This is a genomic window from Ignisphaera sp. (genome assembly GCA_038831005.1).
Taxonomy (GTDB): Archaea; Thermoproteota; Thermoprotei_A; order Sulfolobales; family Ignisphaeraceae; genus Ignisphaera.
The window spans coordinates 13,269-37,312 of sequence record JAWBKZ010000003.1 but is presented as its reverse complement, the minus strand read 5'-3'; the positions used below and the strand labels follow the sequence as shown (position 1 = coordinate 37,312).

Sequence of the window (24,044 nt, the reverse complement as noted above, 5' to 3'; positions counted from 1 at the left end):
AATGCTAAAGCTTTTATTGTTTATCAAACATAATCAACTATAAGGTGGTGGTATGGTTTTAGGACCTGTAGCTATTTCAGATAATGTCTATTGGATTGGTGTAGATGATGAAATTAAAGAGCTTTTTGAATCGCTTTGGCCTCTACCATTCGGTATATCGTATAATGCTTATGCGGTAATAGGTAGTGACGCTGCTGCACTTATTGATACAGTTGATGAGAGATATACGTATGAGTATCTAGGTAAGGTTAAAGAAGTTGTTAAAGATTTTGATAGAATTCGATACATAGTTATTAACCATTTAGAGCCAGATCACCATGGAGCTACACCCCATGTTCTAGACATTATGCCTCAAACAAAGGTTGTGACAACACCTATTGGTAGCAAGATTCTAAAATCTATCTATAGGATACCAGAAGGTAGAATACATGTTGTTAAAGATAGTGATAGAATTACCTTAGGCGGAAGGACCCTAAGGTTTATATACACTCCGTGGCTTCATTGGCCTGAAACTATGGTTACCTATATTGAAGAAGACAGGATACTGTTTTCATGTGATGCCTTTGGTAGTTATGGAGCTTTACGTACAGATATATTTGATGATGAACTTGATATGGATTTCTATCTAGAGGAAGCCAGAAGGTATTTCTCAAACATAGTTATCAAGTACGCTAAAAACGTTATAGAGGCTCTAGAGAAACTGAAAAACCTAGAAATAAAGGTTTTAGCTCCATCACACGGTCCTATATATAGATCTAACATTAATAGAATTATAGAACTTTATAGAAAGTGGTCTAAACCTGAGCTAGAGAAAGATAGAGCAGTCTTAGTCTATGGATCGATGTACGGAAGAAGTGAGACAATTGTTGAGAAAATATCTAGAGAATTAGGTAATGCAGGGATTAAGCTAATAGTTCATGATGTATCGTTATCTCATACATCCTATATATTGTCTGATGTTGTTGAAGCTTATGTTGTAATCGCTGTCTATCCGTCTTATGATTCAGGTATATTTCCATACATGGAGAATTTGATGTCTCTATTTCAGTTGAAACAGGCTGGTAAAGGAAGGAGTATAGCTATAGTCAATACGTATTCATGGACTCCAACAGCTAGATACGCAGTAGATTTAGCAACAAAAGCTGGGTTCAAGATTATAGAGCCTGTAGTTGAAACAAAATCTATTCCAGATCCAGATGAATTGAAAAAGCTAGAGACACTCGTACAGAATATTCTGAAAGAAATAAGAACATAATATTCATCGTAGGGTTCATGTCATATAGGTTTACTATAGACAAATCTACACAGTTAAAACCTTAAAACCTTTTCTGATGCAAATCTATTTTTGGCGAAATATCATGACTTCAGCAAAGATTAGATATATACAGAATATTTATGAGAAGAAATATGGAAGACTAGGTAGGATAGCGGGTAGATATGTAGGTGCGGGATATGGTGTCGAATTCAATCATCCTACACGATATGGACCAGTATCATTACTAGTGCGAGGAAGAGGATCTATAATGGCTATAGAGGTAGTTGAAAACAACGATAAGGTGGATATAGAGAAGATTAAGGTTTTTATCGAGAAAGCAAAACTGTTGAAAGCAAAACCTGTATTGATTCTGTATTCTACTGGTTCTAAGCTCAGTGATGATGTTAGGAAGCTCTGTATGGATAATGGTGTTAAAATACGTAGGATAAAGTTGTAGTACAGGTGTTTATCGAGTGCTAAATCTAGATAATATCAAAAGAGAGGTTATAGTATATGTTGCTAAACTCATGGCTATATCAGCATTAACAGCACCAAAAGCCAGAGGTTACGACAATATAGTGATAAAGATACTTGATGATGTAGAGGAGATAGAGTATCTAGCGAATAAGATGGAGGAATTATCATCAACATACGGAGATTTCTTTAAAAGAGATGCTCAAAGCATTAGGAAAAGCTTAGCAGTAATACTGATAGGGTGCAAAATCGTTGATATGGGTCTAAAAACTCCACAAAAATGGAACCTGGATGCCAATGTAGTGAACAGCTTGATAAATCTAGGTATAGCTATAGGTTCAGCAGTAAAGACAGCATCTATACATAATGTAGATAATAGAGTTATGTTTAGTGCTGGTATAGCGGCACAAGAGTTAGGGCTTATTGAAGGTGATATAGTGTATGCTATACCTCTAACAGCGTTAGCCAAGAATCCATATTTCGATAGAGTTTTTAAAACATAGTTAGCCGCTCACTTCCCTCTTAATGGCTCTCACTATGGCTACTACCCCTCCTAATGTTATAGGTAGTAAGCCTAAAGTTAAATAGAATTCGAATGAGTATTTATTATTTGATAGATAGTAAATCAGGACTATTATTTCGCATATTAGACCCCATATCAATATTGTTAAATAGGATTTATGAAGCTCTACTACACTCATAATACATTTACCTCATAAGTTCACCTTGCGTAGTAAATCTAAAAATCGACTTTTATCTCTATACACTGATTTTTATCTTCTTGATATAGTAGATTGATGCAAATAGAGATTTACGGTACTATATGATTAGGGTAATGAGGCTGATAAGTAGAGCTGCTATGGAGGGCATTAAGCTGTATTTCATGATCATTACTATACCTTGATCTATTCTTCTACGTCCAAAAGATGCTCGTAATAATGAGAGTGTATATAGAACGGCTACGTATTTGATTACGAGAAGTGTTATACCTGCTATACTTAGATGTCTGTATGGGTAGGGACCTCCTAGGAATAGATAGGTTATTAAAAGTGCTGAAAAAGCTAGCTTAATATCATGTAATAGATTGTAGAGAGCTAGAATACTACCTGAATATTCAGTTATATGTCCAGCTATAAGCTCTTGTTCAGCTTCTGGAATATCAAAAGGTTTCAATCCTAGTTTAGCTTGGGTAGCTATAATAATTGATAGTAGGGCTAAGAGCATGGATATGAATGCTAGAGGTGAGTTAAGCCACAATCTCCATGAATTTGCTGATATGCATAGGACTGAATATGTTGGTGAACAATTGGTTGATGTAAGTATAGCGGGAACAAGTATAGAGGAAAATATTGCTGGCTCTATAACTACTGTTAGAGCTATTAATCTTGACAATCCTGCTATAACGAAAGGATTGGGATACGCTAATACAGCTATGGCTAAGCCTATGAAGTGCCATACAGCATAGAGATATAATAGTACAATTATATCGTAAGGAGCTGAAAAACGTAGAGGTGATATAGGTAACATAAATACCGAAGCTACGATAGATGCTATAGCTATAGACATACCCACTTCTGCCAACATTAATGATGAGTAGCGCTGTTTCTTAACTTCCTTAACTAAGAGAAGCTTCAGGATGTCTGCTAAAGGCTGTAGAATCCCTATAGGTCCTGTATATGCAGGACCCATTCTATTCTGCATTCTAGCAACAACTTTTCTATAAAACCATTCACTAAATAGAGCTATAGCTACCATAAAAAGTAGTCCGGGAAACACCATCACTACAAATAGTATGTACAGATATTCATTGATCATGTCTCACACCTCTACATGAATAGATAAACAAGTATTGCAATCAATGCTATAAGCAGTAAAAAGCCTAACCAACTACTCATAAATCCATACCAATCGTTAAGTACACCAGTATGTATAGCATCTCTAAGATACTCAAATGCTTTCCTCCATGCACGTTTCACAATACCCCAGTACAGTGCTATGATGCTTGGAACTCTATATTTCAATACATCTTCATTTTCACCACCTATATACATCTCGCTACCTTCTGTAGAGATCTTTCCTCCTCTAAAAAGACCAATTACTATAGCTATAACGAGTGCTACAAATAGCATTAATCCTGAAACAACTATGCTCAGGGTTACAGGATCCAATATCCATGTCTGTACCATCATCTCCATTCACCTAGGCCATAATGTAACCATGTACTTAAGAAATGATTCAACGTAGTATACATATTCATGTGCTGATTTAGCGATATCCTCTAGATATTTGTTCAATCCTATTGGAAGCATCAGACCTAGCAATATAATCATTAATGCTAATATGAAGCTAGGTACTGAGAAGCTGTAACTTTCCTTTATGTTCTTTTCACTATTTATACCAAATGGTATGAGGAGTAGTTTTGCGTAACCCATAACACTTATAGCTGTAGCTACGACAATGAGAAGAGCTATTATTGGTTGTGAAACAGTTAATGCAGCTTGATATATCATGAATTTGCTGAAGAATCCTCCTAGAGGTGGTAAACCTATTAAATTAAGAACACCAATTACAATACTAAATCCGGCAAGTTTAGCGCTTCTACCTAGACCTGCCATATCATCGATGTTTCGACTACCAATAACGCTCTCTATAGCACCTATAGCCAAGAATAGTAATGAACTCGATATGACATAGTTAATCATATGGAATATAGAGGCAACAAGAGGTATTGTGGGTTCTGATGTAAATGCTGTTAAGCCTATGGCAATGTATATGAACCCTATATGACTCACAGAGCTATATCCTAAAAGTCGTTTTGAATCCTTCTGTAATGTCATCATAATGCTTCCAACTATCGAAGCAATGATTCCTAATATCAATAGGATGTAAAGTACTATATTTCTCACATTGTTTTCAGCTAAAATAGAGTCTGGTCCAAATATTGTAAAGAGGTAACGAATAACGACGTATATAGAAACCATTTCTGCTATAGGAAGAATAGCTGAAACTGGTGTAGGTGCTTCACTTATAGCATCTGGTAACCAGAAATGGTTAGGGAATAAAGCAGATTCCAAAGTGAAGACCCAGATTATTAGTGCTATAGCTATGGGTGTGATAATGTATATATCGGAGTAATAGCTACTACTAAGCATATCGATAGAATACATTTTAAGTATATCAAGTATGATTGGTCTAGCCTTTGTGGCTAAATCAGCCATGTTTAACGTTTGGTAGCCACTATATATTAGTATTGTCGAGAAGAAGTAGATGATAAGCGCAATTATACTGACAAGTGAATACTTTATTGATGCTTCAATAGCTTCTGATCTAGTTCTATGAAAAGCTATTAGAACATATAGGGATATACACATAACCTCCATCATTACGAAAAGATTGAATATATCACCAGTATACAGAGCCCCTATAGCGCCTGCTGTAAACCCTATTAGAGCTGTGTACATATATGAAAGAGTTGAAGATTTTTTGTATCTACTTAGGTAACTCTTTGTTGATATTGCTGAAAGTAATATTATTAATGTAGCCAGTAGCGCTAATGATGCATTAAGCTTATCTATAGTATAAGCTATGCCTATAGGTGGAGGCCATCCACCAAAAGGATAGATAGCTACAGTATTTCTAGAAAATATGTTGTAGGCTACTAGACACGTCATTACTAATGTTATCATTGTTATAACTATGATGTATATCGTGAAAAACTTTTTATTCTTTATAAAGAGACCTAAAAACGGGGTCACAAAAGCCAGAGATATAAGTAGAGGTGGAACTATACCATAGATGGTATCGAACAACGAAATCATGGGTATCACCTAATCGAAAACCTTTTTAGCAAATTTTTCAAAAACTTGTGATATCTGTTTCCATGCTTCATCAGGTTCTATAGTCTTTACATCGATCCAATGTATATAGAGATAACCCTTCTCTTTATCTACATCTACAACTACTGTCCCAGGTGTATTAGTTATCGAATTTGCTACAGCCGTTAATGCATAATCTGTTGAGACCTTTATCGGGACCTTTACTATTCCTGGATTTATAGGCATTTTTGGATGCACTATTCTCTTGATAACATCTATATGGGCTTTTACCTCATCTATAAAGAAGTAACGCAAAGTATATGCAACCAGCCATATCCATCTCCTAAGGTCCAGCATCTTTAATGGATTTGTTAACAACGTATTTGCTGTAATAACTCCTATAGGAATTGATACTGCTATACCTGTCAATATATCGTATAATGTGATTGATCCTGAGAAAACAATATATGTTACAAATGCTAGTAGTGTAGCTGGTACAGCTTTTAGCGCTCTCCTCATCTTTATCCCCTCAATTTAGCTATCTTCTTGACATTCGTTGTTCTGTATATACGATAGATCTGTATAGTCAAAAATATCAGGAATAGAGTTACAGCTAAGCCGATAACTATTGCAGTTAGTACAAGAGCCTGAGGTAAAGGATCTACAGCTTTTTGAACAAAAGTAGAGATATCTATAGAAGTTGGCGGTATCGTTGTTAGTATTGGTGGTAGCGGATTTGGTTCTACGTATCTAAATCCTATCAATATAACCATCAAGTTGATTGTATCACCGAATATAGTGAGAGCTATTATCTTCTTTATTAAGCTGGGTCTCGCAAAAACTCCATAGAGAGATATAGCTATATTCATTATCATTGATACGACAACTATATTGAATAAGAATTGTACTACTTCCATCATTCTTCACCCTCTAAAACAATAGTTTTGGCATAATCCTCTGGAACAGTTATCAGAATCAGTAATGCTATAAAACCAAAGGCAACAGCAAAGGTTTCTGCAGCGTTAAACAGTAGAAGTGTTCCTCCTAACACTATTGTATCACCTAGATATGATGGTATTCCATAGTCTGCATGAATCTTAGGTTGGTTTTGGAATATATAGGCAGTACCGTTTTGTGTTAAGGCTATAATGAGTACCAAGAACGTGGTCAAGGCTATTACACTAAGTCCTATACTTCTAAGAAGTACAGCTTTTTTAACAGGTATGCTTCTGAACATAAAATATGTAGAGAATGTGATTATAATAAGCATTGGGGCTACAGCTATTGTTGCTCCCCCTTGGAAGCCCCCACCAGGTGTTAAATGTCCATGAAGCGCTAATGAAGCACCAACAGCTATAATCATAACTGTTGCTATTCTAGTAATAGTCTTGACTATTACCGATAATCCTCCTCTATATTCTGTTTCTTCTTGTGGAAGTTTTTCGCTAAGACCTCTGAAGAGGGTGAGTGCTCCAACAATAGCTAAAAACATAACCGAGGTCTCGAATAGTGTATCTAGTCCTCTATAGTCCCATACAATAGCTGTAACAGCTTCTGGTGACATAGGGCTTATACGGTATTCCAAATTGAAGGTGGTATTGAGGAATATTTCTGCAAGAGATCTTACATTACGTGGAGGTAGATAGAGAGTTATGCCACCTAGTGCAAAAGCTGTAGCTAAAACTATGGTCAACACTATCAGTGTTAGTATTACCATTGCATGAATATATCTATTCATTTCTCTTCACCTTCAAAACGTTCAGTCTTCTTTATTAAAACGAGTATCAAGGCTGTATAGAGACCTACAGATACGGGAACATATGTCAAAAATATGTCTGGTGCCATGATTAGATAGAATAGCAATGCGTAGAAAGTGCTTTGAAGAGCTGAATATACAACAGCTTTCACTAAATCTCTTTCTATTATAGCTAGATAAACAGATACTACGGATAAAAGCGACGCTATAGCCATCAACATGTAATGCAGTATCACGATACTCATTACTTTAATTCACCTCTTTCTCTATCTTCTTCAAGTTTATCAACAGTTTTTGGATAAACCTCCGTGGCCTGAGATCTATGAGTAGCTCTGGCTATGGCATGAGAACCAGCAGGAGCTAGAAAAAGTAATAGAAGAGCTGTTACAATTGAGGTCCCGGCTATAACCCATCTATAGAAACCTAGGAATTCGGAGCCTATAGCTATTAGAGCTACACCTATTAAGGGTACAAATGCGCCTCCAATAGTTCCAACAGTTAATGCGTGTAGCCTTACATAGAAGTTAGGAAATCTTAGCAATCCTATAGCTCCTAATAGATCGCATATTGCTCCTATTACTACTAATATCTCTCCTATTATCACTAATACCCATTCAATCATATTTATTCACCCATTTCTTTTGCTTCAAGATATTTAGCTACATAGACATCTAAGGCATATGCCCAGAGCATGAGTATCATGGCACAGGATATAAGTGTAGGTGATTTGAAGAGTATGGATAGGACTGCTAAAAACACAGCTACATCATATGAAATGGCGTCTACAGCTATAACCATATCTGGTATCGTGGGACCCTTAAGAAGTCTTATAGTGTAGAGAATAATAGACACTATGAAGATTGGGACAACGAGACTCATAACCATTATAACATGTGTTTCGATGTCCATTATTTCACCTCAAGAGTTTTTAGTGTTAAATTCTCTGAAAATACCTCCTTTACTGATGATAACTGATGTACGGGTGTCGTTATATATGCATCTACTGGACACACTCTTACACATCGATAACAAAATACGCATGACATATAGTTTATAACGGGGTATAGTCCTCTAGGATTATGTTTGAGTTTTATGTCTTCAGATAGCTTTTTCATTTCTATGGCTTTAGATGGACACTCTATAGCACATATCGAGCATCCTATGCATTTATTTAGGTTAGCGTAATGCCGCCCTCTTAGATCTTTCTCTACAGCTATAGAGGCTTTTCGTGGATATTCTATTGTTGATGGTTTTGAGAAGAAACTCTTAATAACTTCTCTAACTATACTCATGCTCTCACCTTACTGGTTTGTGCTAAGTATCTTAATGGAACATTCTTTTCCGATCTATTCTTTAGGTCTACAATTATCGCTCTCTCCATACATGAAATACATGGGTCGTAGCTTACGAGTATTACAGGTATGTCAGCAATACTATGACCTATGTAACTGAAACCACTATTGATTATGTTTGTAGCTGATGGTGTTCTTATCTTAACCCTATAGGGGTTAGCCCCTCCTACGCTAGCTACATAGTATATTAGTTCTCCTCGCGGTGCCTCAACTCTAGCATATGATTCTCCTGAAGGAAATGTTCTCGGAAGTTTTCTTTCATCTACCACAGCTGGTCCTTGGGGAAGATGTTCAAGTACATATCTGCACATCTCTAGAGATTCTATAGCTTCATCCCATCTCACAAGCATTCTAGCTAGAGAATCTCCTTCAGATCTCACAACTATGGACCAAGGTATATCTCCATAAGCATCATACCTATCCTCTAACCTCACATCACTCTTGATACCGCTTCCTCTGAGTATAGGTCCTAAAAGTGAATTGTTAAGAACCTCAGAGGATTTAAGTTTTCCCACTTCAGTTAATCTACTGGAGATTGAGGAGTCTTCTTCAAATAGTTTTCTATAGTATTTTATACGAGGCTCTAATTTATTCAGTAGATCCAATATCTTGTCCTTCTTCACATCGTCAATATCTCTTCTGACACCTCCAAACATATGTATGTCTGACTGAACTCTATGGCCTAGGACAATCTCTTTTGCTTTCATTACGAGTTCTCTATCTCTCATTATATACATGAATAATGTATCGAAACCTATTATCTCAGCCATTATGGCATTAATAAGCATATGGCTGTGTATTCTCTCTAGCTCCATAACCAGTACTCTTAGATACTTGGCCCGGGGTGGAGGCTCTATATCAGCTAGATATTCAACGGCACGTGTGTAGCAGTTCTCATGGACACCATTACATATTCCGCAAACTCTGGAGGCAATAAATTTGTCTTTGTAAAAAGAGTTCTTTTCCATGAGCTTCTCTATTCCTCTATGGTTATATCCAGTATTAATCTCTACATGAACTACCTCCTCTCCATCGGCATATAATTTAAGCATTACTGGCTCATGAAGAGCCGGATGCTGAGGTCCTATAGGTACGTCAAGAGTGATGGGTATCTTTATTAATGTCGTTGTCTCCTTCTCTATGTCAGAAACCATAAAGAATTACACCTGTACGTCTTTTCGAAGTGGATAAATATTTTGCGAAACAACATCAGCAGGTACAAAGAATCCACGCCTAAGGTAGTTATTGCCTATAAATTCTATACCTAGTAAATCATAGATTTCTGCTTCAGCTCCATATGCGCCAGGGCATATATCTAGTATAGTATCTATTTTAGGCTCATTTCTAGAGATATAGGTTTTTATCACTATTGTTTTACCTAGGGGAACTATATGGATGAAATAGTTAAGTTCGAATAGATTTTCCTTTATTTTATCAACACCTACTATTGTGGCTAGATACAAGTCTTCTTTATAAATATTCTTCAAGTTCTTCATAACTTCCCTAATGTTTTTAGCATCAACTGTGTAAACATCTCTATTTGGTTTCATAACATCTTTCTTAATAGTGTAAGGCTTTAGAATACTATCTAGGTCTTCAGCTCTGCTCAACTCTATCTACCTCTGCAGTTTTTTCTCTGCCAAGAAGCATGAGGAGTGCTCTAAGTATTTCATCGGGTCTAGGAGGACATCCAGGAACATACGCATGTACAGGAACAACCTTATTAGCTCCACCAGCTATACTGTAGCTTCCCTTAAAAACTCCTCCATTGTAGGCACAAGCACCTACAGCAACAACATATTTAGCATTTGGCATTTGGTCATAGAGTCTCTTCAGTCTTTCTGCAACCTTTTTAGTAACAACACCAGTAACTATAAGGATATCTCCATGTCTAACAGAAGGAGCAAGCTTTATTCCATATCTCTCAGGATCATAAAGAGGGGTTATAGCAGCTAGAACCTCTATATCACATCCGTTACAGGCACCAGTATTGAAATGGACAAGCCATGGTGAATACTTGAGAACACATACCTTGTCCATAAACATAACCTGACAAAGGTTTAAGGTGGGGTCTGGTTAAAAACTTTTGTTGACAATTCTTACTAGTAAGAGAGAACGTGTTTCATCAAAAAGATACCTAGATCTAGATAATGTATGGAGATTAAGAAGCAATAATAGTGGATACCAGAATAACGGTGTGGTGTATATCGTATGTCGTTTACGAACATCATCAAATATGCTGAGAAACTTGCTCTTGGAATAGCTCTAGAAGCTTCAGCATTCCCTAAACCGGGTAACGTTCATAGACTGAGAGATTTTGATGATACTATTTATGAGGACTTCATAGCTACGGCCATAGAGTCTGTGTATCCTCTTTACAGAGGTATTAGGAGAGGCTACAGATATGGCAGGAGCTTAGATAGACTACGAATCATATATGGAGACATAATACTAGATATGGTCGGTATTTCTAAAGTTATTAGTGGTGGCGGTAATACATGTCTTGGTACAGCCTTACTATTGTCTCCTCTATCGGTTGCCTTAGGTAGAAACCTTATACTATATGGCGAGATAAATATTGATGATCTATTGAGCGATGCTTGTGCATGCTTTAAAAAATATTCAACAGTATTAGATGCCATATATTTCTATAGAGCTATAAGAATCGCTAGACCTAGCTATATAAAGAAATCTGATGTTACTGGAGAGTTTCCAAGTGTGTGGAGCAAAAAGTATAGACAAGAATTGATTGAAAAGAATCTTAGGCTGTGGAATCTCATCGAGTATAGTAGTTCTTATGATATTGTAGCAAGAGAGATTGTAGAGTGCTATCCCAGATCCTACACACTTTCAAAATACATACTTGCCCGTCTTAAAAATCATGGAATATGGAATAGAGCTATTGTAGAGACATATCTATATCAACTATCTAGTGAACTAGATACACTTGTTGTAAGAAAAAATGGGTATGAAGTAGCTCAAAGAGTAAAAGAAGAGGCAAAAGAGGTTATGAAGTTGTGTAAAGAATCGTGGACTAGATGTCTCGAAAAATTAAAGGCATTTGACGATAAATTAGCTTCAGCTAGAGTGAATCCGGGATCTACAGCAGATATCGTAGCAGTAGCAATATCAATATATTCTCTATATAAGAACCAGAGCTTGTTCAGAGTTACTTAGGTTTAGTCACATACACAAAATTTATTAAATTATATCACCAGATAAGGCTCATAGGTGATTATATGGAGCTCAAGAACTTTAGACTCAGATACGCAGAAACAACGCTATACTTTGGTCTAGACGCTGTACAGAATATCAAGGACTATCTATCCAAATTTGAAAGAGCTGTAATTGTTTCAGGTAGAGCTTCAGCTAAACTCTCAGGAGCTCTCAACGATATCGAGAACATTCTCAGAGATCTAGGAATCAAGTATACTGTTTACGACAATGTTTCACCAAATCCCTGGGCAAATCAAGCTGAAGATCTTGCGAAAACCATATGGTTTGAGGGAGCTGAGGCTGTTATAGCTATCGGTGGTGGAAGCCCAATAGATACTGCTAAGATCGGATTGACTATTGCGGTAAATGGTGGTAAGGTTAAGGATTATATCGATGGTGTGAAAAAGGTTAAGAGATCTCTACCTTTAATAGCTATAAATACAACTCATGGAACTGGTACCGAAGTTGATAGATACGCTGTTATAACATTAGATGATGTGAAGGAAAAGCACGGTCTAAGCATTAAATATCCTAATGTATCTGTCGATGATCCTAAGTACACATTAACACTGGATAGAAGACAGACATTGTACACATCTCTAGATGCCTTCTATCATGTTTATGAATCCGCTACATCACTTGCATCAAATATCTTCATAGAGATGCTTAGTGAAGAGGCAGTTAAAGTCATATCAGAAGTCCTTCCACAACTTGTCAACGACCTTAAGAATATTGAACTGAGGTACAAAATGATGTATGCAGCAATGATTGCTGGAATAGCCATTGATATGGGCTCTACACATATTATTCACGGAATTGAACACACATTAAGTGGATTAGAACCGAAATTAGCTCACGCATGTGGTTTAGCTCTATTAGGACCTAGAGCAGTATATTATACACATAGAGTTAGACCAGAGCAATCAGCTAAACTACTTAGACACATAAATCCATCTATAAAACCTTCACCTGAATATGCAGAAGAGGCCTCAAGAGCAGTATTCAAGTTTCAAGAGGAAGTAGGGTTCAAGGAACGTTTAGGAGATTATAGCTTTACTGAAAAAGAATTAAAAATCATAGCTGAATTAGCTCTCGCAAGACTTAACTACATGTTCAGCAACACGCCCTTTGTCGTAACAGAGGACATTATGATAGACATTGTTCGTAGTGCTCTATAGCTACTTAATATATTTGACAATAAAGATGTACGTCACATCTATAGAGAATTAGAGAATCTAATATCTCTTGTAAGATCCTCTTTACGTCTAAAACTATAAGTTATAAATATGTATTGGTCAATTAAATCATCATGTACATCTTTATCAAAGCTTATAGCTGGATACACTATATATTTAAAGTTAAGATATAGTTTATAAATACTCTATATAGAATTGATTTGTGCTAGGTGATCTAGGATGATTAGAGAAATCAAAGAAGAAAGCAAGATTGAAATGTTAAAGAGGATCAGCGCACATAGTCACATAAGGGGGCTCGGTCTTGATGAAAAAAGTGAACCAATATTTGTTGCAGATGGACTTGTGGGTCAGTTAGAAGCTAGACGTGCAGCAGGAATAATTGTTAAGATGATTAAGGAAGGTAAACTCGCAGGTAGAGGAATACTTTTTGTGGGTCCACCTGGTGTAGGTAAAACAGCTTTAGCAATAGGTATAGCTAGAGAACTTGGCGAAGACACACCTTTCGTAATGATCAATGGATCTGAGCTATATTCTACAGAACTAAAGAAGACTGAAATACTTATGAGAGCTGTTAGAAGAGCTATAGGGCTTAGATATAAAGAGATTAGAAGAGTCTATGAGGGTGTTGTTAAAGAACTGAAGTTCTCTTTAGCTTCACATCCATTTAATCCCTATGCAAAAATACCAAGAGCAGCAAGAATAACATTATCTACAAAAGATGAAGAAAAGACTATAGAGGTAGATCAAAGTATAGCTATGCAGTTAGCTCAACTCGGTATAAGGAGAGGAGACCTTATAAGCATTGATAGTGACACTGGTGAAGTCTTCAAACTTGGGCGTGTGAAAGGTATTGAAAAAGCTCGTTATTTTGATGTCGAGACCTACGAAGTTTATGAAGATATGCCCAAAGGTAAGATATTTAAAGAGAAAGAGATTATTAGAACAATAACTCTTCATGATATAGATGAAGCTTATCTAGCTCAAAGAAGGGCTGCATCGATAATAAGTCTGTTTGTAGAAGAGAAAGAGATAGACCCCGAGATAAGGAAGGCTTCAAATGAAACTGTGAGAAAACTTCTATCTGAAAACAAGGCATCGTTGGTTCCAGGGGTATTGTTCATAGATGATGTACATATGCTCGATATAGAGGCATTTAGTTTCTTATCAAGAGTTATGGAGAGCGAGTTCTCACCTATAATAATAATGGCGACAAACAGAGGTACAACCAAGATACGTGGAACAGATATAGAGTCTCCTCATGGTATACCATTAGATGTCCTTGACAGACTTCTGATAATACCCTTCAGACCTTATACAGAGAATGAGATTAAAGAGATAATAAAGATTAGAGCTAGTGAAGAAGAGATAGAACTGTCATCAGAAGCTATAGACTATCTAGTTAAGATTGCAGGTGACAGAGGCTTAAGATATGCTGTACAGTTAATGCATCCTGCAAAAATAATAGCTGAACGAAAAGGGAGATCAGAGGTTAGATCTGAAGATATTGAGGAAGCAACCAAACTCTTTATAGATATTTCACAAAGTATAGCATTAGCAAAGTCATGGGAATCAAAGCTCTTAAAATAGAAATCGGTATTGAGCTGAACGAATTTGACAGACTCTATAGATATATTCTCACTCGAAAACTACATACATTTTATCAAAGATCTCGATACAGCTCCAAACAAATCATTTACTGAAGAAGAACTTTCTGGGCTATGGAATCTAGACCCATATAGAACTAAGACAATGATAAGAAAGCTACGTAAAGCTGGATTCATAAGGAGAACAAGAAGTGGAAGATATAAAATAACATTTGCAGGACTTATACTTGTACGTGTATACAAAAGAGCTAAAAAAGAGCAAAAACCTAGTAGCAGATAAGCTAGCGCCTTCCAGAATATATCGAAGAATGATGATCACGGCTGTAACTGACCTAATGATGAAGGCTTGTGTTTCTGATGAACAAAATGATCACTAGTAGCTCTAGCTGTAACATCTAGGTACGAATTTAGCTCGCTAGAATTATCATCTATCTCCTTTTCTCTATGTAGCAATCAAGGTTATACTGCTTTAGTCGTGTCTAATAGTTACGTAATATGGTTACAGAGCTTCATTTACGATATTAGATAATCATTAACGACACTAGGTTTGAGCACATTTTGGCTCACGTATTTTCATATTCATTTTTCGTTAGGTTTATGTAGTTTTATAAGTCTATTTTTTAATCTATTTCTTATTTCTACCAGATCTATATCAGCACAGTTTCTCCCCTGAACAATCTCATTAAATATCTCTTCCTCGATATCGTATTCTGTTACTATTCCCAACTTATTGAGTATCCACTTCGCTTCATTAAAGCTATCAGTATCGTATATATACCGAGCAACAGTATCTCTAGCTACAGTAACTGCATCCAGTAGAAATACCGCTAGATTCATGATGGATAGTCGTACTTCTCTACTTCCATTTCTAATCACAATGTTATCCAGATCTGTGCTAAGTACTGTTAGTGGTATTGTACTTGCTTCTGATATCACTTCAATAAGTATGTTTCTCAATACTTCAAGATCCTTTCGAGAAAGTATATAGCCTCCTAAATAACCGTTTAATCGAGCTATTCTGCGTAGTCTTTTCTCTATATAGTTCAGAGATAGTTCTCCATCAGCTCCAGGACAAACTACAGCCAAGTAAGATCCCTTGATGTGTGCTAACGCTGCTACAGATATACCATCAGCTAAAGGACTCCAAAGTTCATCTTCAAAACCTTCAGCTAACGAATCTCCTCCAACATCGACACCGATAACAGCCTCAATTCCATGGCTATTCATGTAGTTTTCTATAGCTCTAGCCAAACCTTTAGCACCTTTGCTTAGTTCAAAAACAATAACGTTTCTCTTCAGAAATTTTGATACATTAGCTGGTTGAGGTATAACGACTCTACCACCTCTTATAGCAAAGGTGTTAGCATTTACAATAGCATAATCTTCAGTCTTTTTTACAGTATTAAATAGTTCATCTATTGATATAGGTCCTGGAACAGGATCTACTGAATAGCGTTCCCAGATGATAGACCCAACAATAGCTTGCTTTCCACACCTTTCATAGGATAGAGCTAGAGTTGACGCTAGAGCAACATCTCCTCCACCACCAATAGCTAGAAACAGTACCTTGTTATAACCATTTATATGAAGACATGTATCAATCAAGTTCTCAGCCTAGCTTAGATCATCACTATATTCTTCAGTTCGTGGTCCCTTCAGCATTTATTTCTCCAGTTCCAATTTGAATAAAAATTTAGATAAGTTTTTAGTAAACAATTAACAATATGTAATCTGTATGCAATAAAATTACGGTCTAGTAAGTAGAGGATGTAGTTATGAGTAACTTGAGTATAGTCGACATAATATATAAATGGAGAATAACTGAAAACATGAAAAGAATTGGGAAAAAGCTTGATAACGAGCTCTATGTAACAGACCTTGTTTATTGTCCAATGAAATATATGTATCAAAAAATCTATAGGGAACTAGCAATATCTTCAGCAGTAAATCCTACATCAATTTTGGGTGAATTTTCGCATTATGGAGTAGAAAAGTTTCTAATAGAAACGTTAGGTCACGATAACGTAAAGACAGAAGTAGAATATGAAAAGAGCATAGATGTAGATGGCATTACGTATATAATTAGTGGACGTATTGATGTAATAGTGGGCGACTATATTGTCGAGATAAAGACTAGTAGATTCGATATATCTATTCCACAAAATCATCATGTACTTCAAACACGGATATATCTATGGTTAACAGGTTTCAAAAAAGCTCTCCTTCTGTATATAACATCTAGTAGAGTTGCAGAATATGTTGTAGATAAACCCGTTACAGAAGGAGAAGTTTCAGATTTAATTAGAAGTACACTTTCTGGTTCTCCAGCCCCCAGATATCTATGGGAATGTTCTTACTGTACATTTGCAATTCTTTGTCCGAATAAAAAACATATGAGTAACCCTAATGAACAGTAAAAGGTATTATGACCGTAGTGCTTATAAACCGGAGAACATTCTAGCGATAGATTGTTAGCATGATGGGTTAAAACGGGATGGTAGATAAAGGAGATAGTCAAAATATAGAGCATAATAATGAGGGTATGGATAGAGTCATAGGAAAGCATGTCTATGGCAATCTGTATGATGTAGATATAGAGATAGCGGGAAACGAAGAAAAACTGAGAGAAGTAGTTATAGAGGCAGCAAAAATAGCTAACATGACTTTATACGATATAAAGTCGTGGAGTTTTGGTGGTAGAAAAGGTGGAGTTTCTGTTATAGCGCTTATTGTTGAAAGCCATATAGCTGTACACACATGGCTCGAATATGGTTATGCAACAGTAGATGTATACACATGTGGAGAAAAGAGTGACCCTTGGAAAGCATTTGAATATATAGTGAAGTGTTTGAATCCAAAATACTTTACAGTTAATTATGCAGATAGAAGTAGTTTCTCAAGAGTACGAAACTAGTTTACTAACTTCATCAATTTTATTTTTTCTATCCATACTATATTTTTGTCGTAGCACTAAGTAGAAACACATCAATTCAATTTAACTAACTATAACATTGCATCATATGCGAAGTAATGAATTTCATAAAGGTATATAGATTATTTCGTTTAAAACCTAAAATGTCGACTATATTTACGCAATAGGTGAAACGCTATGCTGAATAAACTCATGGTATATGTAGTGCTTACACTAATTGTGGCTATAGCCGTATACACATATTACGATCTTGCATCGTTTCTAGAGAAAAAAGAGCTATCAACATTCCCTAGCGCTAAAGGTTATGTATCTGATGAAGTATGGTACGTCAATTCTGCTCGAAATATATTGCATGAAATATTCAATTTAGCACCATATACATCCCCTCCTCGAGCATCAATCATATTTACCTCAAAAGAAGGTTTATTAAGAGCGGAATCACTTGCAAATCTTTATAACATAAAGATAATTGCTGGTGCTAATGTCTTTAGTAAATTAAACACACTATATGTGGAAGCCCAATCTATTGAAACAATAGCCAATTTTGCTAGAAATGTAAATGCAAGTGATGTAGTCTATGGATGGATTATAGGTGATCACGAAAACATAAATAACTACCTTAATCTCGAGCATCCACCAACAGTCAAGTACATCATAGCTTTATTCATATACGTGTTTGGTGACAAGCCTCTCATCTGGAGGATTCCATCAATAATAATGGGTGTATTAACTGTTATATCTACATTCCTACTAGTTTATGAATTGACGAAATCCCAAGAGCTAGGTCTTATAGCAGCTACAGTTGTAGCAGTAGATCCCCTTATTAAGGTTATGTCTGTAGTAGCATTACTAGACATATATGTAGCTGCTTTCACGACATTAACATTATATGTTGCTGCTAAAGGCAGGTTTAAGGAAGCGGCGTTACTCTTGGGTTTTGCATCTACGTTTAAGTTTACAGCAGTTATTGTAGCTATACCTCTAGTATTTATGTATCTAAATCACGTGTTTAAGAAGGGTTTCAAAGTACCTGATGTGATAACCAGTGCAACTTATTTTGTGATATTGATGGTTTTATCCTTTATATTCTTTCAATTACTTGTATCTATACCATTCATCCTTAAGATAGGATTGAATGAATGGCTTAAGCAAGGGATCTTTGGTGCAATATCGTGGCATCTATCTGCCAAATGCATTGACCCCGCTAAATGTCCTCCTTATTCAGCTCCTTGGGAATGGTTCTTTGGAATCAATTCTTTTGTACTATACCTTTCTCCAAACATATATGCACAAGGATTTGTACCAGCGTACACCATAAGCTTCGTCCTCATGTGGTTTGCTTTACCGAGTATGGTAAATGATAGAATGTCTAGAAAAGCATGGTACATGATATTCGGTATCTTCTTAGGTTATCTAATCATATGGTTGCTAGGGAGTAGAACACAATACAGTTTCTATGCAGTTCAGCTAACACCATTAATATATAGCTATCTGATTATTCAGCTATATGAATATCTAAATAGAGAAAGAATCATCGAAACATTAAGTCTTTGGAGAAAACTGGTCTTGGCTTTGGTAAAAGCAATCCTTAGTATGTTTAGGTGAATAATTATTTCAACTATGTATAGAAGAATAACTAATAGCTTGGTGAAATTAATTGAAGTACTAAGAAATATAGGGATGGAAAGTACGGCACAACGTCTCGAAAAATCTATATATAATCTTAGAGAAATAGAGAAAGTAACTATATTCAGTAGAAAGTACGTGGATATGTTTAACGGATTCTACGACATGGTATCGCATATTAGTGAAAAAATACATAATCAAAAAGAAAGTAAAGAAGTAGTCAAGAATGAACTAGAAAACCTTATTAACAATATAGATAATGTTGTCAACAATATCTGCTCTAAATATATAAGAACCAAATTTACTGTAATATTATTAACAACATTATACGTTATTGCATCTATATCGGCAACAGCATCAATTGCGGCTACAGAAAGCACATTAATATTAGTAAATATGATCCTATGGCTAAATATAGCTGTAGTGGCTTTACTTCTACTCGACATACAATCATCATTATTCTTCGTTACTGCTCTTCCTCTAGTTTCCATGATAGCAACATTCACAAATACAGGTTTGGGAGTCGATAAGATGCGTTATGCATTAATACTACACATAGTTGCATCAATTATTGCATTACTATTCTTGTCGCAGAATATCGATAACTATAAGAAGTTGATGTTAACTATATTTAATTTAGAGAAAAAGCTGCACCATCTTGCAGAATCGATATATGAGTTATTTAGTAAGAAACAGGTAAAAACGGTTGATCTAGAAAAGTATTTAAACATATACAGCGATAAAGCTTATGAACTTATCAGATATATAAACGATATGCAAAAACTATCCTAATCTGAAGAAGGTGATAGAAAATTGTCTCCTGAAAAAACAGTAGGAACCCAACAAAAAACAAAGGAACTAAAAATATTTTCAACACAGATAATAACATTAGATCAGATAAAAAAGGACAAAAGGAAGCTACTACTACTCAACATCATAAAGAACTATAATGAGGTAAGTGAAAAAGGCTTGGCCTATCTCATAACGTTACTTAAGGATGAAAAAGGATTTAATATAAATTACACCACAGTCAAATTAGGTAATAGGGCAATAGTTAGAGAATTGCAAGACGATATTAAGGCACTACTGTACACAGGTCTTGTTGAAGTTAACCCAAAGAATAAGAAGCTTAGACTTACAAGCAATGGTCAAGAGTTTCTAGAATCAACAAGTAAAGAAGTAGAGAGTTTTAATGATGTTTTACAAGCAGCAGAAGAGTTGAAGACAAGGGTTCAGCTTGTTGATGAAGAGGTATCGCTAATAGCTACAGGCAGAAGATAAAATAGAAGGCAAATAACACCAAGTGTTTAGATTTATATACCGATTATCAAAAATATTCCACTACTATATTCTAACTCGTTTTACTTTACTGCTATATGGATAATGTTACTCTTTCTCTATTCTCTCTCCTTCTAGAACCTTCACCGAAGATTTCAACAAGCATAGGATTGATTTTGCCTTCTTTCTCAAGCTTCATCAAATAATCTCGTACACCACTAGTGTGCTTTACATCAAGATCGAGAAGTTGCTGAAGCAGGTTGTATGTGGACTCCCACACAGATTCTAGTTCTTCTTTTGGCATATTGCTTATTATGAAGGGGTCCTGGAGCCAGTTATCAAAAGCTTTTACTGTTCTTAGTATGTGTTGAAAAGCCATTCTTGTGTAGAGTATTAGCTCAAGTCTATCTCCATTCTTTACATTACTATATATGCCATCAAACCATTCCTTTACTTTCTTTTGCATTTCTACCCAACGAGTTAAACTCTCATATAATGAAGACATGTTTCAGCACTATACCTCATTATACTTTATACGGATTTTAACTTAATATGAGGGTATTTCTCTACTTAGTCTAGTTTGAATGGTTTGCCTTGTTTTCTTATTTCTTCAGGAACTTTATCTCTGTACATGGATAGAAACTTTAGATCTTCTTCAGATTTTCTGTAGTTATCTGGAAGAATTCTCGGTATTTCATCTATTACTGGATACCATCTCAGGCATGAACTACAATACAGTACACCATCCTTAATTTCAATCTTTATACACTCATCACAACTGTACTCCGTTAAATCCTTTATATAAGCATTTTTATAACCACAGTATAGATCGCAAAGAGGTTTAGATACTTGTGGTGGTAGAAATCTTTTTTCATAGATAGAGCTTTCAAAAACAAAAAGCTTCAATGGAAAGCCACCATCTTTGCAATAAGGACATGCAATATAGTTCAGCAGTCGGTACTTCAGTTTGTGTCACCACGAGACTTCTGTATAATAGATACTAATTCAGTTAAAACTCTTTCAGCTACATCTTTGTCCCACGACTCAACAGTTATCCTTATGAGAGGCTCTGTTCCACTTGGTCTCACAAGAAATGCATAGCTGTTGCTCACAACCTTTATACCGTCTATTTCGATACGGTTATAATTAGTGAAACTATTTCTAAGAGTTTCAACTATCTTGAAAACCTCTTCCTTACTTGATATAGGTATCTTTGTCCTTATTATAACAGGATTTTCAACTTCATTAATAAATTGAGACAGAGATCTGGTTCCAGTACTTATCATTTCAGTGACAAGAGCCGCTGTCATGGATCCATCTCTAACTAATTGATGGGGAATATATGCAAATCCACCGTTATCTTCAAAACCCGAGAGAGCACCATCCAGTTCCTTTATCTTTCTAGCTATATTGAGGAATCCTACTTTAGTCCATATAGTATCGATACCTCTTGACACAATGTTTTTCTGAATCAAGAAGTGGCTTGTGGATATCGCTGTTACAATTCTTTTAGGAAGCTCAGGATTCTTTCTAGCTACATAGTTTGTGAGTATAACGGCGAATATGTCGCCAGCTACGAAATTACCTTTCTCGTCAATAAACACAGCTCTATCTCCATCACCATCATGAGCAACACCAAAATCAGCACCAATACTTCTGACTATCTCCATAAAGTCTCTCAATGATTCTGGTGTAGGTTCGTAAGCTCTATACGGAATACCAATATCACAGTTTACTGAAAGCACCTTAGCGCCTAGTTCCTTCAGTATGCGTGGAGTTGTTAAAGCTGAAACACTATTTGCACAATCTACAACTATTTTAGGTTTTCTACGCTGTATAACTTCACTATCTATATGTTTTTTTACAGCCTCTATATAGTGGATCAACGCTGTATCGAATTTCTCTACAGATTTGATGTTATACCACGAAACTCTCCTGAACTTATTCGAGAAAAATATTTCTTCGATTTGTTTATCGACCTCTGGTGGAGCTTCTATACCGTCGCTAAGAACGACCTTTATACCAACCCATTCGGGAGGATTATGGCTAGCTGTAACCATTATCCCGTAATCAAATCCTAGATCTCTAACACATAGCTGTAAGGCAGGTGTAGGAAGTAGACCAGCATCATAAACTTTCGATCCACTAGAGGCTAGAGCACTAATCACAGCTCCATAGATGGCCGGATTTCCTACTCTCCCATCCATACCCACTAAAGCTCTAGAACCTGAAGGAAAATAGCTTGCAATAGCGTATGTCAACCTTAGTACAAATTCTATCGACTCTTTATCCACAATCCATCTAACACCATCCGTACCAAACAGTTTGCGTTCAATATCCATACCAGACACCATCTTTAGTCCTTAGGTTTTAGAGTAAAAATATATTTCCATTAATCACAACGTAACTGTGATAGCTTTTACAAGTTTTTTGATAATCCTTATTTTCTTGTCTTAAATAGGATCTAGTGGTGTGTAGCTGACAATGTCAAGGGTATCAATATGGTTAGATATACTAACTCCAAAACAAGCATTACTACTTGGTACACTATCAATCAGATTAAATAAGCATGGTTTTAATACTATTGTAACTACACGGAGCTATGATTACACAGAAGCAGTTCTCAAGAACCTTGGGATAAGCTTTACTTCTATTGGAGGATATGGAGAAGATAGGTATGAGAAGCTTATTAAAGAAATTGAAAGAATGCATGAGTTACTGAATATTGTTAACAATAGATTTGATTTAACTATATCGTATCCAAACCCCTTAGCAGCTAGAATTGCTTTCGGTTTAGGTAAACCATACATAGTGTTAACAGATAGCCCACATAGCGAGATACCCTCAAGACTTTCTCTACCTCTAGCAGATTATGTTGTATTTTCTAGCTGTATACCTCGTGAAACCATAGAAGCCTATGTATATAAGAATAAATCGAAGCTTATTCAATACAATGGTGTAGATGAAGTCGAATGGCTCAAGGATCTTACACCAGATACATACTACGTAAGGCTCTGGGAACTTGAACCATATAGTTACGCTATTGTTAGACCTCCAGAGATTAAGGCATCGTATTATAGGTATAGTGATGCAGTAGAACTCTTCAGAAACATTATCAAGAAATTGCTCGAGAATGATCTAACGATAGTGTATCTACCTAGGTATAGAGAAGATTCTGTACTTAAATCAATTGGACATGACAAGAGAATAATTATTCCAGAGTTTGAGAAAGGAATAGTAGGGCATAAACTTATCTACTATGCGTCTATTGTTGTAACAGGTGGAGCATCATTAGCTAGAGAAGCTGCTTTATTAGGAACGCCAGGACTAAGTCTTTTTCCAGAAGATCTCTATGTAGATAAATGTCTTCAAGAAAAGATGCTTCCCCTCTCGAGATGCAAAAACATAGATGAATGTCTAGCGATAATAACCAGCTATTTAAAGGAGCCTGAAAGGTATAAGGGATACGCATTAAGCCTATTGAAAGAATTTGAGAGACCTTCAGATTATGTACTGAAAATTGTTAATGAGGTTGCGTAA

Annotated in this window: 31 protein-coding genes; 13 read left to right on the top strand and 18 right to left on the bottom strand. The window is 35.9% G+C overall.

Annotated features, from left to right (window positions below; all coding sequences use genetic code 11):
• Window positions 1-52: 52 nt before the first annotated feature.
• From QXK50_03545 to QXK50_03535, 3 genes are all read left to right on the top strand, one after another.
• Window positions 53-1,255 carry an FprA family A-type flavoprotein gene (locus QXK50_03545; protein ID MEM2008239.1) on the top strand — a complete coding sequence of 401 codons (1,203 nt, stop codon included), beginning with the start codon at window positions 53-55 and terminating at the stop codon, window positions 1,253-1,255.
• Window positions 1,256-1,358: 103 nt separating this feature from the next.
• Window positions 1,359-1,712, top strand: a complete 354-nt coding sequence (locus QXK50_03540; protein MEM2008238.1) for a hypothetical protein — start codon at window positions 1,359-1,361, stop codon at window positions 1,710-1,712.
• Window positions 1,713-1,728: 16 nt separating this feature from the next.
• Entirely contained in the window at window positions 1,729-2,232 is a 504-nt protein-coding gene (locus tag QXK50_03535; GenBank protein MEM2008237.1) for a DUF2148 domain-containing protein, read from the top strand.
• Here the strand turns inward: QXK50_03535 and QXK50_03530 are convergent, their stop codons facing one another.
• The 14 genes from QXK50_03530 to nuoB form a co-directional block, all read right to left on the bottom strand.
• Entirely contained in the window at window positions 2,233-2,430 is a 198-nt protein-coding gene (locus QXK50_03530) for a hypothetical protein (protein ID MEM2008236.1), read from the bottom strand.
• Window positions 2,431-2,548: 118 nt separating this feature from the next.
• Window positions 2,549-3,544, bottom strand: coding sequence for a complex I subunit 1 family protein (locus QXK50_03525; GenBank protein MEM2008235.1), 996 nt, complete (start codon window positions 3,542-3,544; stop codon window positions 2,549-2,551).
• Window positions 3,545-3,555: 11 nt separating this feature from the next.
• Window positions 3,556-3,918 (bottom strand): hypothetical protein, encoded by a 363-nt coding sequence (locus QXK50_03520; GenBank protein MEM2008234.1) that lies wholly within the window; start codon window positions 3,916-3,918, stop codon window positions 3,556-3,558.
• Window positions 3,919-3,924: 6 nt separating this feature from the next.
• Window positions 3,925-5,547 carry a proton-conducting transporter membrane subunit gene (locus QXK50_03515; GenBank protein MEM2008233.1) on the bottom strand — a complete coding sequence of 541 codons (1,623 nt, stop codon included), beginning with the start codon at window positions 5,545-5,547 and terminating at the stop codon, window positions 3,925-3,927.
• Window positions 5,548-5,556: 9 nt separating this feature from the next.
• Window positions 5,557-6,063, bottom strand: coding sequence for a Na+/H+ antiporter subunit E (locus tag QXK50_03510; GenBank protein MEM2008232.1), 507 nt, complete (start codon window positions 6,061-6,063; stop codon window positions 5,557-5,559).
• Between the two features lie 2 nt (window positions 6,064-6,065).
• Window positions 6,066-6,461, bottom strand: a complete 396-nt coding sequence (locus QXK50_03505; GenBank protein MEM2008231.1) for a sodium:proton antiporter — start codon at window positions 6,459-6,461, stop codon at window positions 6,066-6,068.
• A complete protein-coding gene (locus tag QXK50_03500) occupies window positions 6,461-7,282 on the bottom strand; it encodes an MnhB domain-containing protein (GenBank protein ID MEM2008230.1) in 822 nt (273 codons plus the stop codon). Before QXK50_03500 ends, QXK50_03505 begins: the two co-directional genes overlap by 1 nt.
• The gene (locus tag QXK50_03495; protein MEM2008229.1) at window positions 7,279-7,545 is read right to left on the bottom strand and encodes a hydrogenase subunit MbhD domain-containing protein; all 267 of its coding nucleotides are present in this window, start codon (window positions 7,543-7,545) and stop codon (window positions 7,279-7,281) included. The genes QXK50_03500 and QXK50_03495 overlap by 4 nt, the downstream gene beginning before the upstream one ends.
• The gene (mnhG, locus tag QXK50_03490) at window positions 7,545-7,922 is read right to left on the bottom strand and encodes a monovalent cation/H(+) antiporter subunit G (GenBank protein ID MEM2008228.1); all 378 of its coding nucleotides are present in this window, start codon (window positions 7,920-7,922) and stop codon (window positions 7,545-7,547) included. The genes QXK50_03495 and mnhG overlap by 1 nt, the downstream gene beginning before the upstream one ends.
• A 2-nt stretch (window positions 7,923-7,924) precedes the next feature.
• Window positions 7,925-8,209: a monovalent cation/H+ antiporter complex subunit F gene (locus QXK50_03485; protein ID MEM2008227.1), complete on the bottom strand. Its 285-nt coding sequence runs from the start codon at window positions 8,207-8,209 to the stop codon at window positions 7,925-7,927.
• The gene (locus QXK50_03480) at window positions 8,209-8,592 is read right to left on the bottom strand and encodes a 4Fe-4S binding protein (GenBank protein MEM2008226.1); all 384 of its coding nucleotides are present in this window, start codon (window positions 8,590-8,592) and stop codon (window positions 8,209-8,211) included. The genes QXK50_03485 and QXK50_03480 overlap by 1 nt, the downstream gene beginning before the upstream one ends.
• Complete coding sequence (locus QXK50_03475; GenBank protein MEM2008225.1) at window positions 8,589-9,806, bottom strand: nickel-dependent hydrogenase large subunit; 1,218 nt, start codon at window positions 9,804-9,806, stop codon at window positions 8,589-8,591. Before QXK50_03475 ends, QXK50_03480 begins: the two co-directional genes overlap by 4 nt.
• Window positions 9,807-9,812: 6 nt before the next feature.
• Complete coding sequence (locus tag QXK50_03470; protein MEM2008224.1) at window positions 9,813-10,262, bottom strand: NADH-quinone oxidoreductase subunit C; 450 nt, start codon at window positions 10,260-10,262, stop codon at window positions 9,813-9,815.
• Complete coding sequence (gene nuoB / locus QXK50_03465) at window positions 10,249-10,692, bottom strand: NADH-quinone oxidoreductase subunit NuoB (protein ID MEM2008223.1); 444 nt, start codon at window positions 10,690-10,692, stop codon at window positions 10,249-10,251. The genes QXK50_03470 and nuoB overlap by 14 nt, the downstream gene beginning before the upstream one ends.
• Window positions 10,693-10,863: 171 nt before the next feature.
• Here nuoB and QXK50_03460 point away from each other — a divergent pair, with 171 nt between their 5' ends.
• From QXK50_03460 to QXK50_03445, 4 genes are all read left to right on the top strand, one after another.
• Entirely contained in the window at window positions 10,864-11,829 is a 966-nt protein-coding gene (locus tag QXK50_03460) for a triphosphoribosyl-dephospho-CoA synthase (protein ID MEM2008222.1), read from the top strand.
• Between the two features lie 62 nt (window positions 11,830-11,891).
• Window positions 11,892-13,046 carry an iron-containing alcohol dehydrogenase gene (locus QXK50_03455; GenBank protein ID MEM2008221.1) on the top strand — a complete coding sequence of 385 codons (1,155 nt, stop codon included), beginning with the start codon at window positions 11,892-11,894 and terminating at the stop codon, window positions 13,044-13,046.
• 237 nt (window positions 13,047-13,283) lie between these two features.
• On the top strand, window positions 13,284-14,651 hold the full coding sequence (locus tag QXK50_03450) for a RuvB-like domain-containing protein (GenBank protein MEM2008220.1): 1,368 nt from the start codon (window positions 13,284-13,286) through the stop codon (window positions 14,649-14,651).
• 24 nt (window positions 14,652-14,675) lie between these two features.
• The gene (locus QXK50_03445) at window positions 14,676-14,948 is read left to right on the top strand and encodes a hypothetical protein (GenBank protein ID MEM2008219.1); all 273 of its coding nucleotides are present in this window, start codon (window positions 14,676-14,678) and stop codon (window positions 14,946-14,948) included.
• A 299-nt stretch (window positions 14,949-15,247) separates the two neighbouring features.
• On the opposite strand, the gene QXK50_03440 is transcribed toward QXK50_03445, so the two are convergent.
• Complete coding sequence (locus QXK50_03440) at window positions 15,248-16,273, bottom strand: DUF1152 domain-containing protein (GenBank protein MEM2008218.1); 1,026 nt, start codon at window positions 16,271-16,273, stop codon at window positions 15,248-15,250.
• 170 nt (window positions 16,274-16,443) lie between these two features.
• Here QXK50_03440 and cas4 point away from each other — a divergent pair, with 170 nt between their 5' ends.
• The 5 genes from cas4 to QXK50_03415 all read left to right on the top strand — a co-directional run bounded on the left by cas4 (window position 16,444) and on the right by QXK50_03415 (window position 20,507).
• On the top strand, window positions 16,444-17,085 hold the full coding sequence (cas4, locus tag QXK50_03435) for a CRISPR-associated protein Cas4 (protein ID MEM2008217.1): 642 nt from the start codon (window positions 16,444-16,446) through the stop codon (window positions 17,083-17,085).
• A 77-nt stretch (window positions 17,086-17,162) separates the two neighbouring features.
• Complete coding sequence (speD, locus tag QXK50_03430) at window positions 17,163-17,582, top strand: adenosylmethionine decarboxylase (protein MEM2008216.1); 420 nt, start codon at window positions 17,163-17,165, stop codon at window positions 17,580-17,582.
• 195 nt (window positions 17,583-17,777) lie between these two features.
• Window positions 17,778-19,205 (top strand): glycosyltransferase family 39 protein, encoded by a 1,428-nt coding sequence (locus QXK50_03425; protein MEM2008215.1) that lies wholly within the window; start codon window positions 17,778-17,780, stop codon window positions 19,203-19,205.
• A 15-nt stretch (window positions 19,206-19,220) separates the two neighbouring features.
• Entirely contained in the window at window positions 19,221-20,018 is a 798-nt protein-coding gene (locus tag QXK50_03420) for a hypothetical protein (GenBank protein ID MEM2008214.1), read from the top strand.
• A gap of 21 nt (window positions 20,019-20,039) precedes the next feature.
• Window positions 20,040-20,507 (top strand): hypothetical protein, encoded by a 468-nt coding sequence (locus tag QXK50_03415; GenBank protein ID MEM2008213.1) that lies wholly within the window; start codon window positions 20,040-20,042, stop codon window positions 20,505-20,507.
• 91 nt (window positions 20,508-20,598) lie between these two features.
• Here QXK50_03415 and QXK50_03410 read toward each other — a convergent pair whose 3' ends face one another.
• From QXK50_03410 to glmM, 3 genes are all read right to left on the bottom strand, one after another.
• Entirely contained in the window at window positions 20,599-21,009 is a 411-nt protein-coding gene (locus QXK50_03410; GenBank protein MEM2008212.1) for a DUF2153 family protein, read from the bottom strand.
• Window positions 21,010-21,074: 65 nt separating this feature from the next.
• A complete protein-coding gene (locus QXK50_03405) occupies window positions 21,075-21,455 on the bottom strand; it encodes a Trm112 family protein (GenBank protein ID MEM2008211.1) in 381 nt (126 codons plus the stop codon).
• 11 nt (window positions 21,456-21,466) lie between these two features.
• The gene (gene glmM / locus QXK50_03400) at window positions 21,467-22,846 is read right to left on the bottom strand and encodes a phosphoglucosamine mutase (GenBank protein MEM2008210.1); all 1,380 of its coding nucleotides are present in this window, start codon (window positions 22,844-22,846) and stop codon (window positions 21,467-21,469) included.
• Window positions 22,847-22,988: 142 nt separating this feature from the next.
• Here glmM and QXK50_03395 point away from each other — a divergent pair, with 142 nt between their 5' ends.
• On the top strand, window positions 22,989-24,044 hold the full coding sequence (locus QXK50_03395) for a DUF354 domain-containing protein (protein ID MEM2008209.1): 1,056 nt from the start codon (window positions 22,989-22,991) through the stop codon (window positions 24,042-24,044).

Coding starts and splice junctions, on each gene's coding strand:
- QXK50_03545 (MEM2008239.1), top strand. CDS start 53: ATGGTTTTAGGACCTGTAGCTATTTCAGATAATGTCTATTGGATTGGT.
- QXK50_03530 (MEM2008236.1), bottom strand. CDS start 2,430: ATGAGTGTAGTAGAGCTTCATAAATCCTATTTAACAATATTGATATGG.
- QXK50_03485 (MEM2008227.1), bottom strand. CDS start 8,209: ATGGACATCGAAACACATGTTATAATGGTTATGAGTCTCGTTGTCCCA.
- QXK50_03515 (MEM2008233.1), bottom strand. CDS start 5,547: ATGATTTCGTTGTTCGATACCATCTATGGTATAGTTCCACCTCTACTT.
- QXK50_03420 (MEM2008214.1), top strand. CDS start 19,221: ATGTATAGAAGAATAACTAATAGCTTGGTGAAATTAATTGAAGTACTA.
- QXK50_03505 (MEM2008231.1), bottom strand. CDS start 6,461: ATGGAAGTAGTACAATTCTTATTCAATATAGTTGTCGTATCAATGATA.
- nuoB (MEM2008223.1), bottom strand. CDS start 10,692: ATGGACAAGGTATGTGTTCTCAAGTATTCACCATGGCTTGTCCATTTC.
- QXK50_03480 (MEM2008226.1), bottom strand. CDS start 8,592: ATGAGTATAGTTAGAGAAGTTATTAAGAGTTTCTTCTCAAAACCATCA.
- QXK50_03395 (MEM2008209.1), top strand. CDS start 22,989: ATGTCAAGGGTATCAATATGGTTAGATATACTAACTCCAAAACAAGCA.
- QXK50_03540 (MEM2008238.1), top strand. CDS start 1,359: ATGACTTCAGCAAAGATTAGATATATACAGAATATTTATGAGAAGAAA.
- speD (MEM2008216.1), top strand. CDS start 17,163: ATGGTAGATAAAGGAGATAGTCAAAATATAGAGCATAATAATGAGGGT.
- QXK50_03455 (MEM2008221.1), top strand. CDS start 11,892: ATGGAGCTCAAGAACTTTAGACTCAGATACGCAGAAACAACGCTATAC.
- QXK50_03495 (MEM2008229.1), bottom strand. CDS start 7,545: ATGAGTATCGTGATACTGCATTACATGTTGATGGCTATAGCGTCGCTT.
- glmM (MEM2008210.1), bottom strand. CDS start 22,846: ATGGATATTGAACGCAAACTGTTTGGTACGGATGGTGTTAGATGGATT.
- QXK50_03500 (MEM2008230.1), bottom strand. CDS start 7,282: ATGAATAGATATATTCATGCAATGGTAATACTAACACTGATAGTGTTG.
- QXK50_03460 (MEM2008222.1), top strand. CDS start 10,864: ATGTCGTTTACGAACATCATCAAATATGCTGAGAAACTTGCTCTTGGA.
- QXK50_03525 (MEM2008235.1), bottom strand. CDS start 3,544: ATGATCAATGAATATCTGTACATACTATTTGTAGTGATGGTGTTTCCC.
- QXK50_03410 (MEM2008212.1), bottom strand. CDS start 21,009: ATGTCTTCATTATATGAGAGTTTAACTCGTTGGGTAGAAATGCAAAAG.
- QXK50_03425 (MEM2008215.1), top strand. CDS start 17,778: ATGCTGAATAAACTCATGGTATATGTAGTGCTTACACTAATTGTGGCT.
- mnhG (MEM2008228.1), bottom strand. CDS start 7,922: ATGATTGAATGGGTATTAGTGATAATAGGAGAGATATTAGTAGTAATA.
- QXK50_03510 (MEM2008232.1), bottom strand. CDS start 6,063: ATGAGGAGAGCGCTAAAAGCTGTACCAGCTACACTACTAGCATTTGTA.
- QXK50_03475 (MEM2008225.1), bottom strand. CDS start 9,806: ATGGTTTCTGACATAGAGAAGGAGACAACGACATTAATAAAGATACCC.
- QXK50_03520 (MEM2008234.1), bottom strand. CDS start 3,918: ATGATGGTACAGACATGGATATTGGATCCTGTAACCCTGAGCATAGTT.
- cas4 (MEM2008217.1), top strand. CDS start 16,444: ATGAGTAACTTGAGTATAGTCGACATAATATATAAATGGAGAATAACT.
- QXK50_03450 (MEM2008220.1), top strand. CDS start 13,284: ATGATTAGAGAAATCAAAGAAGAAAGCAAGATTGAAATGTTAAAGAGG.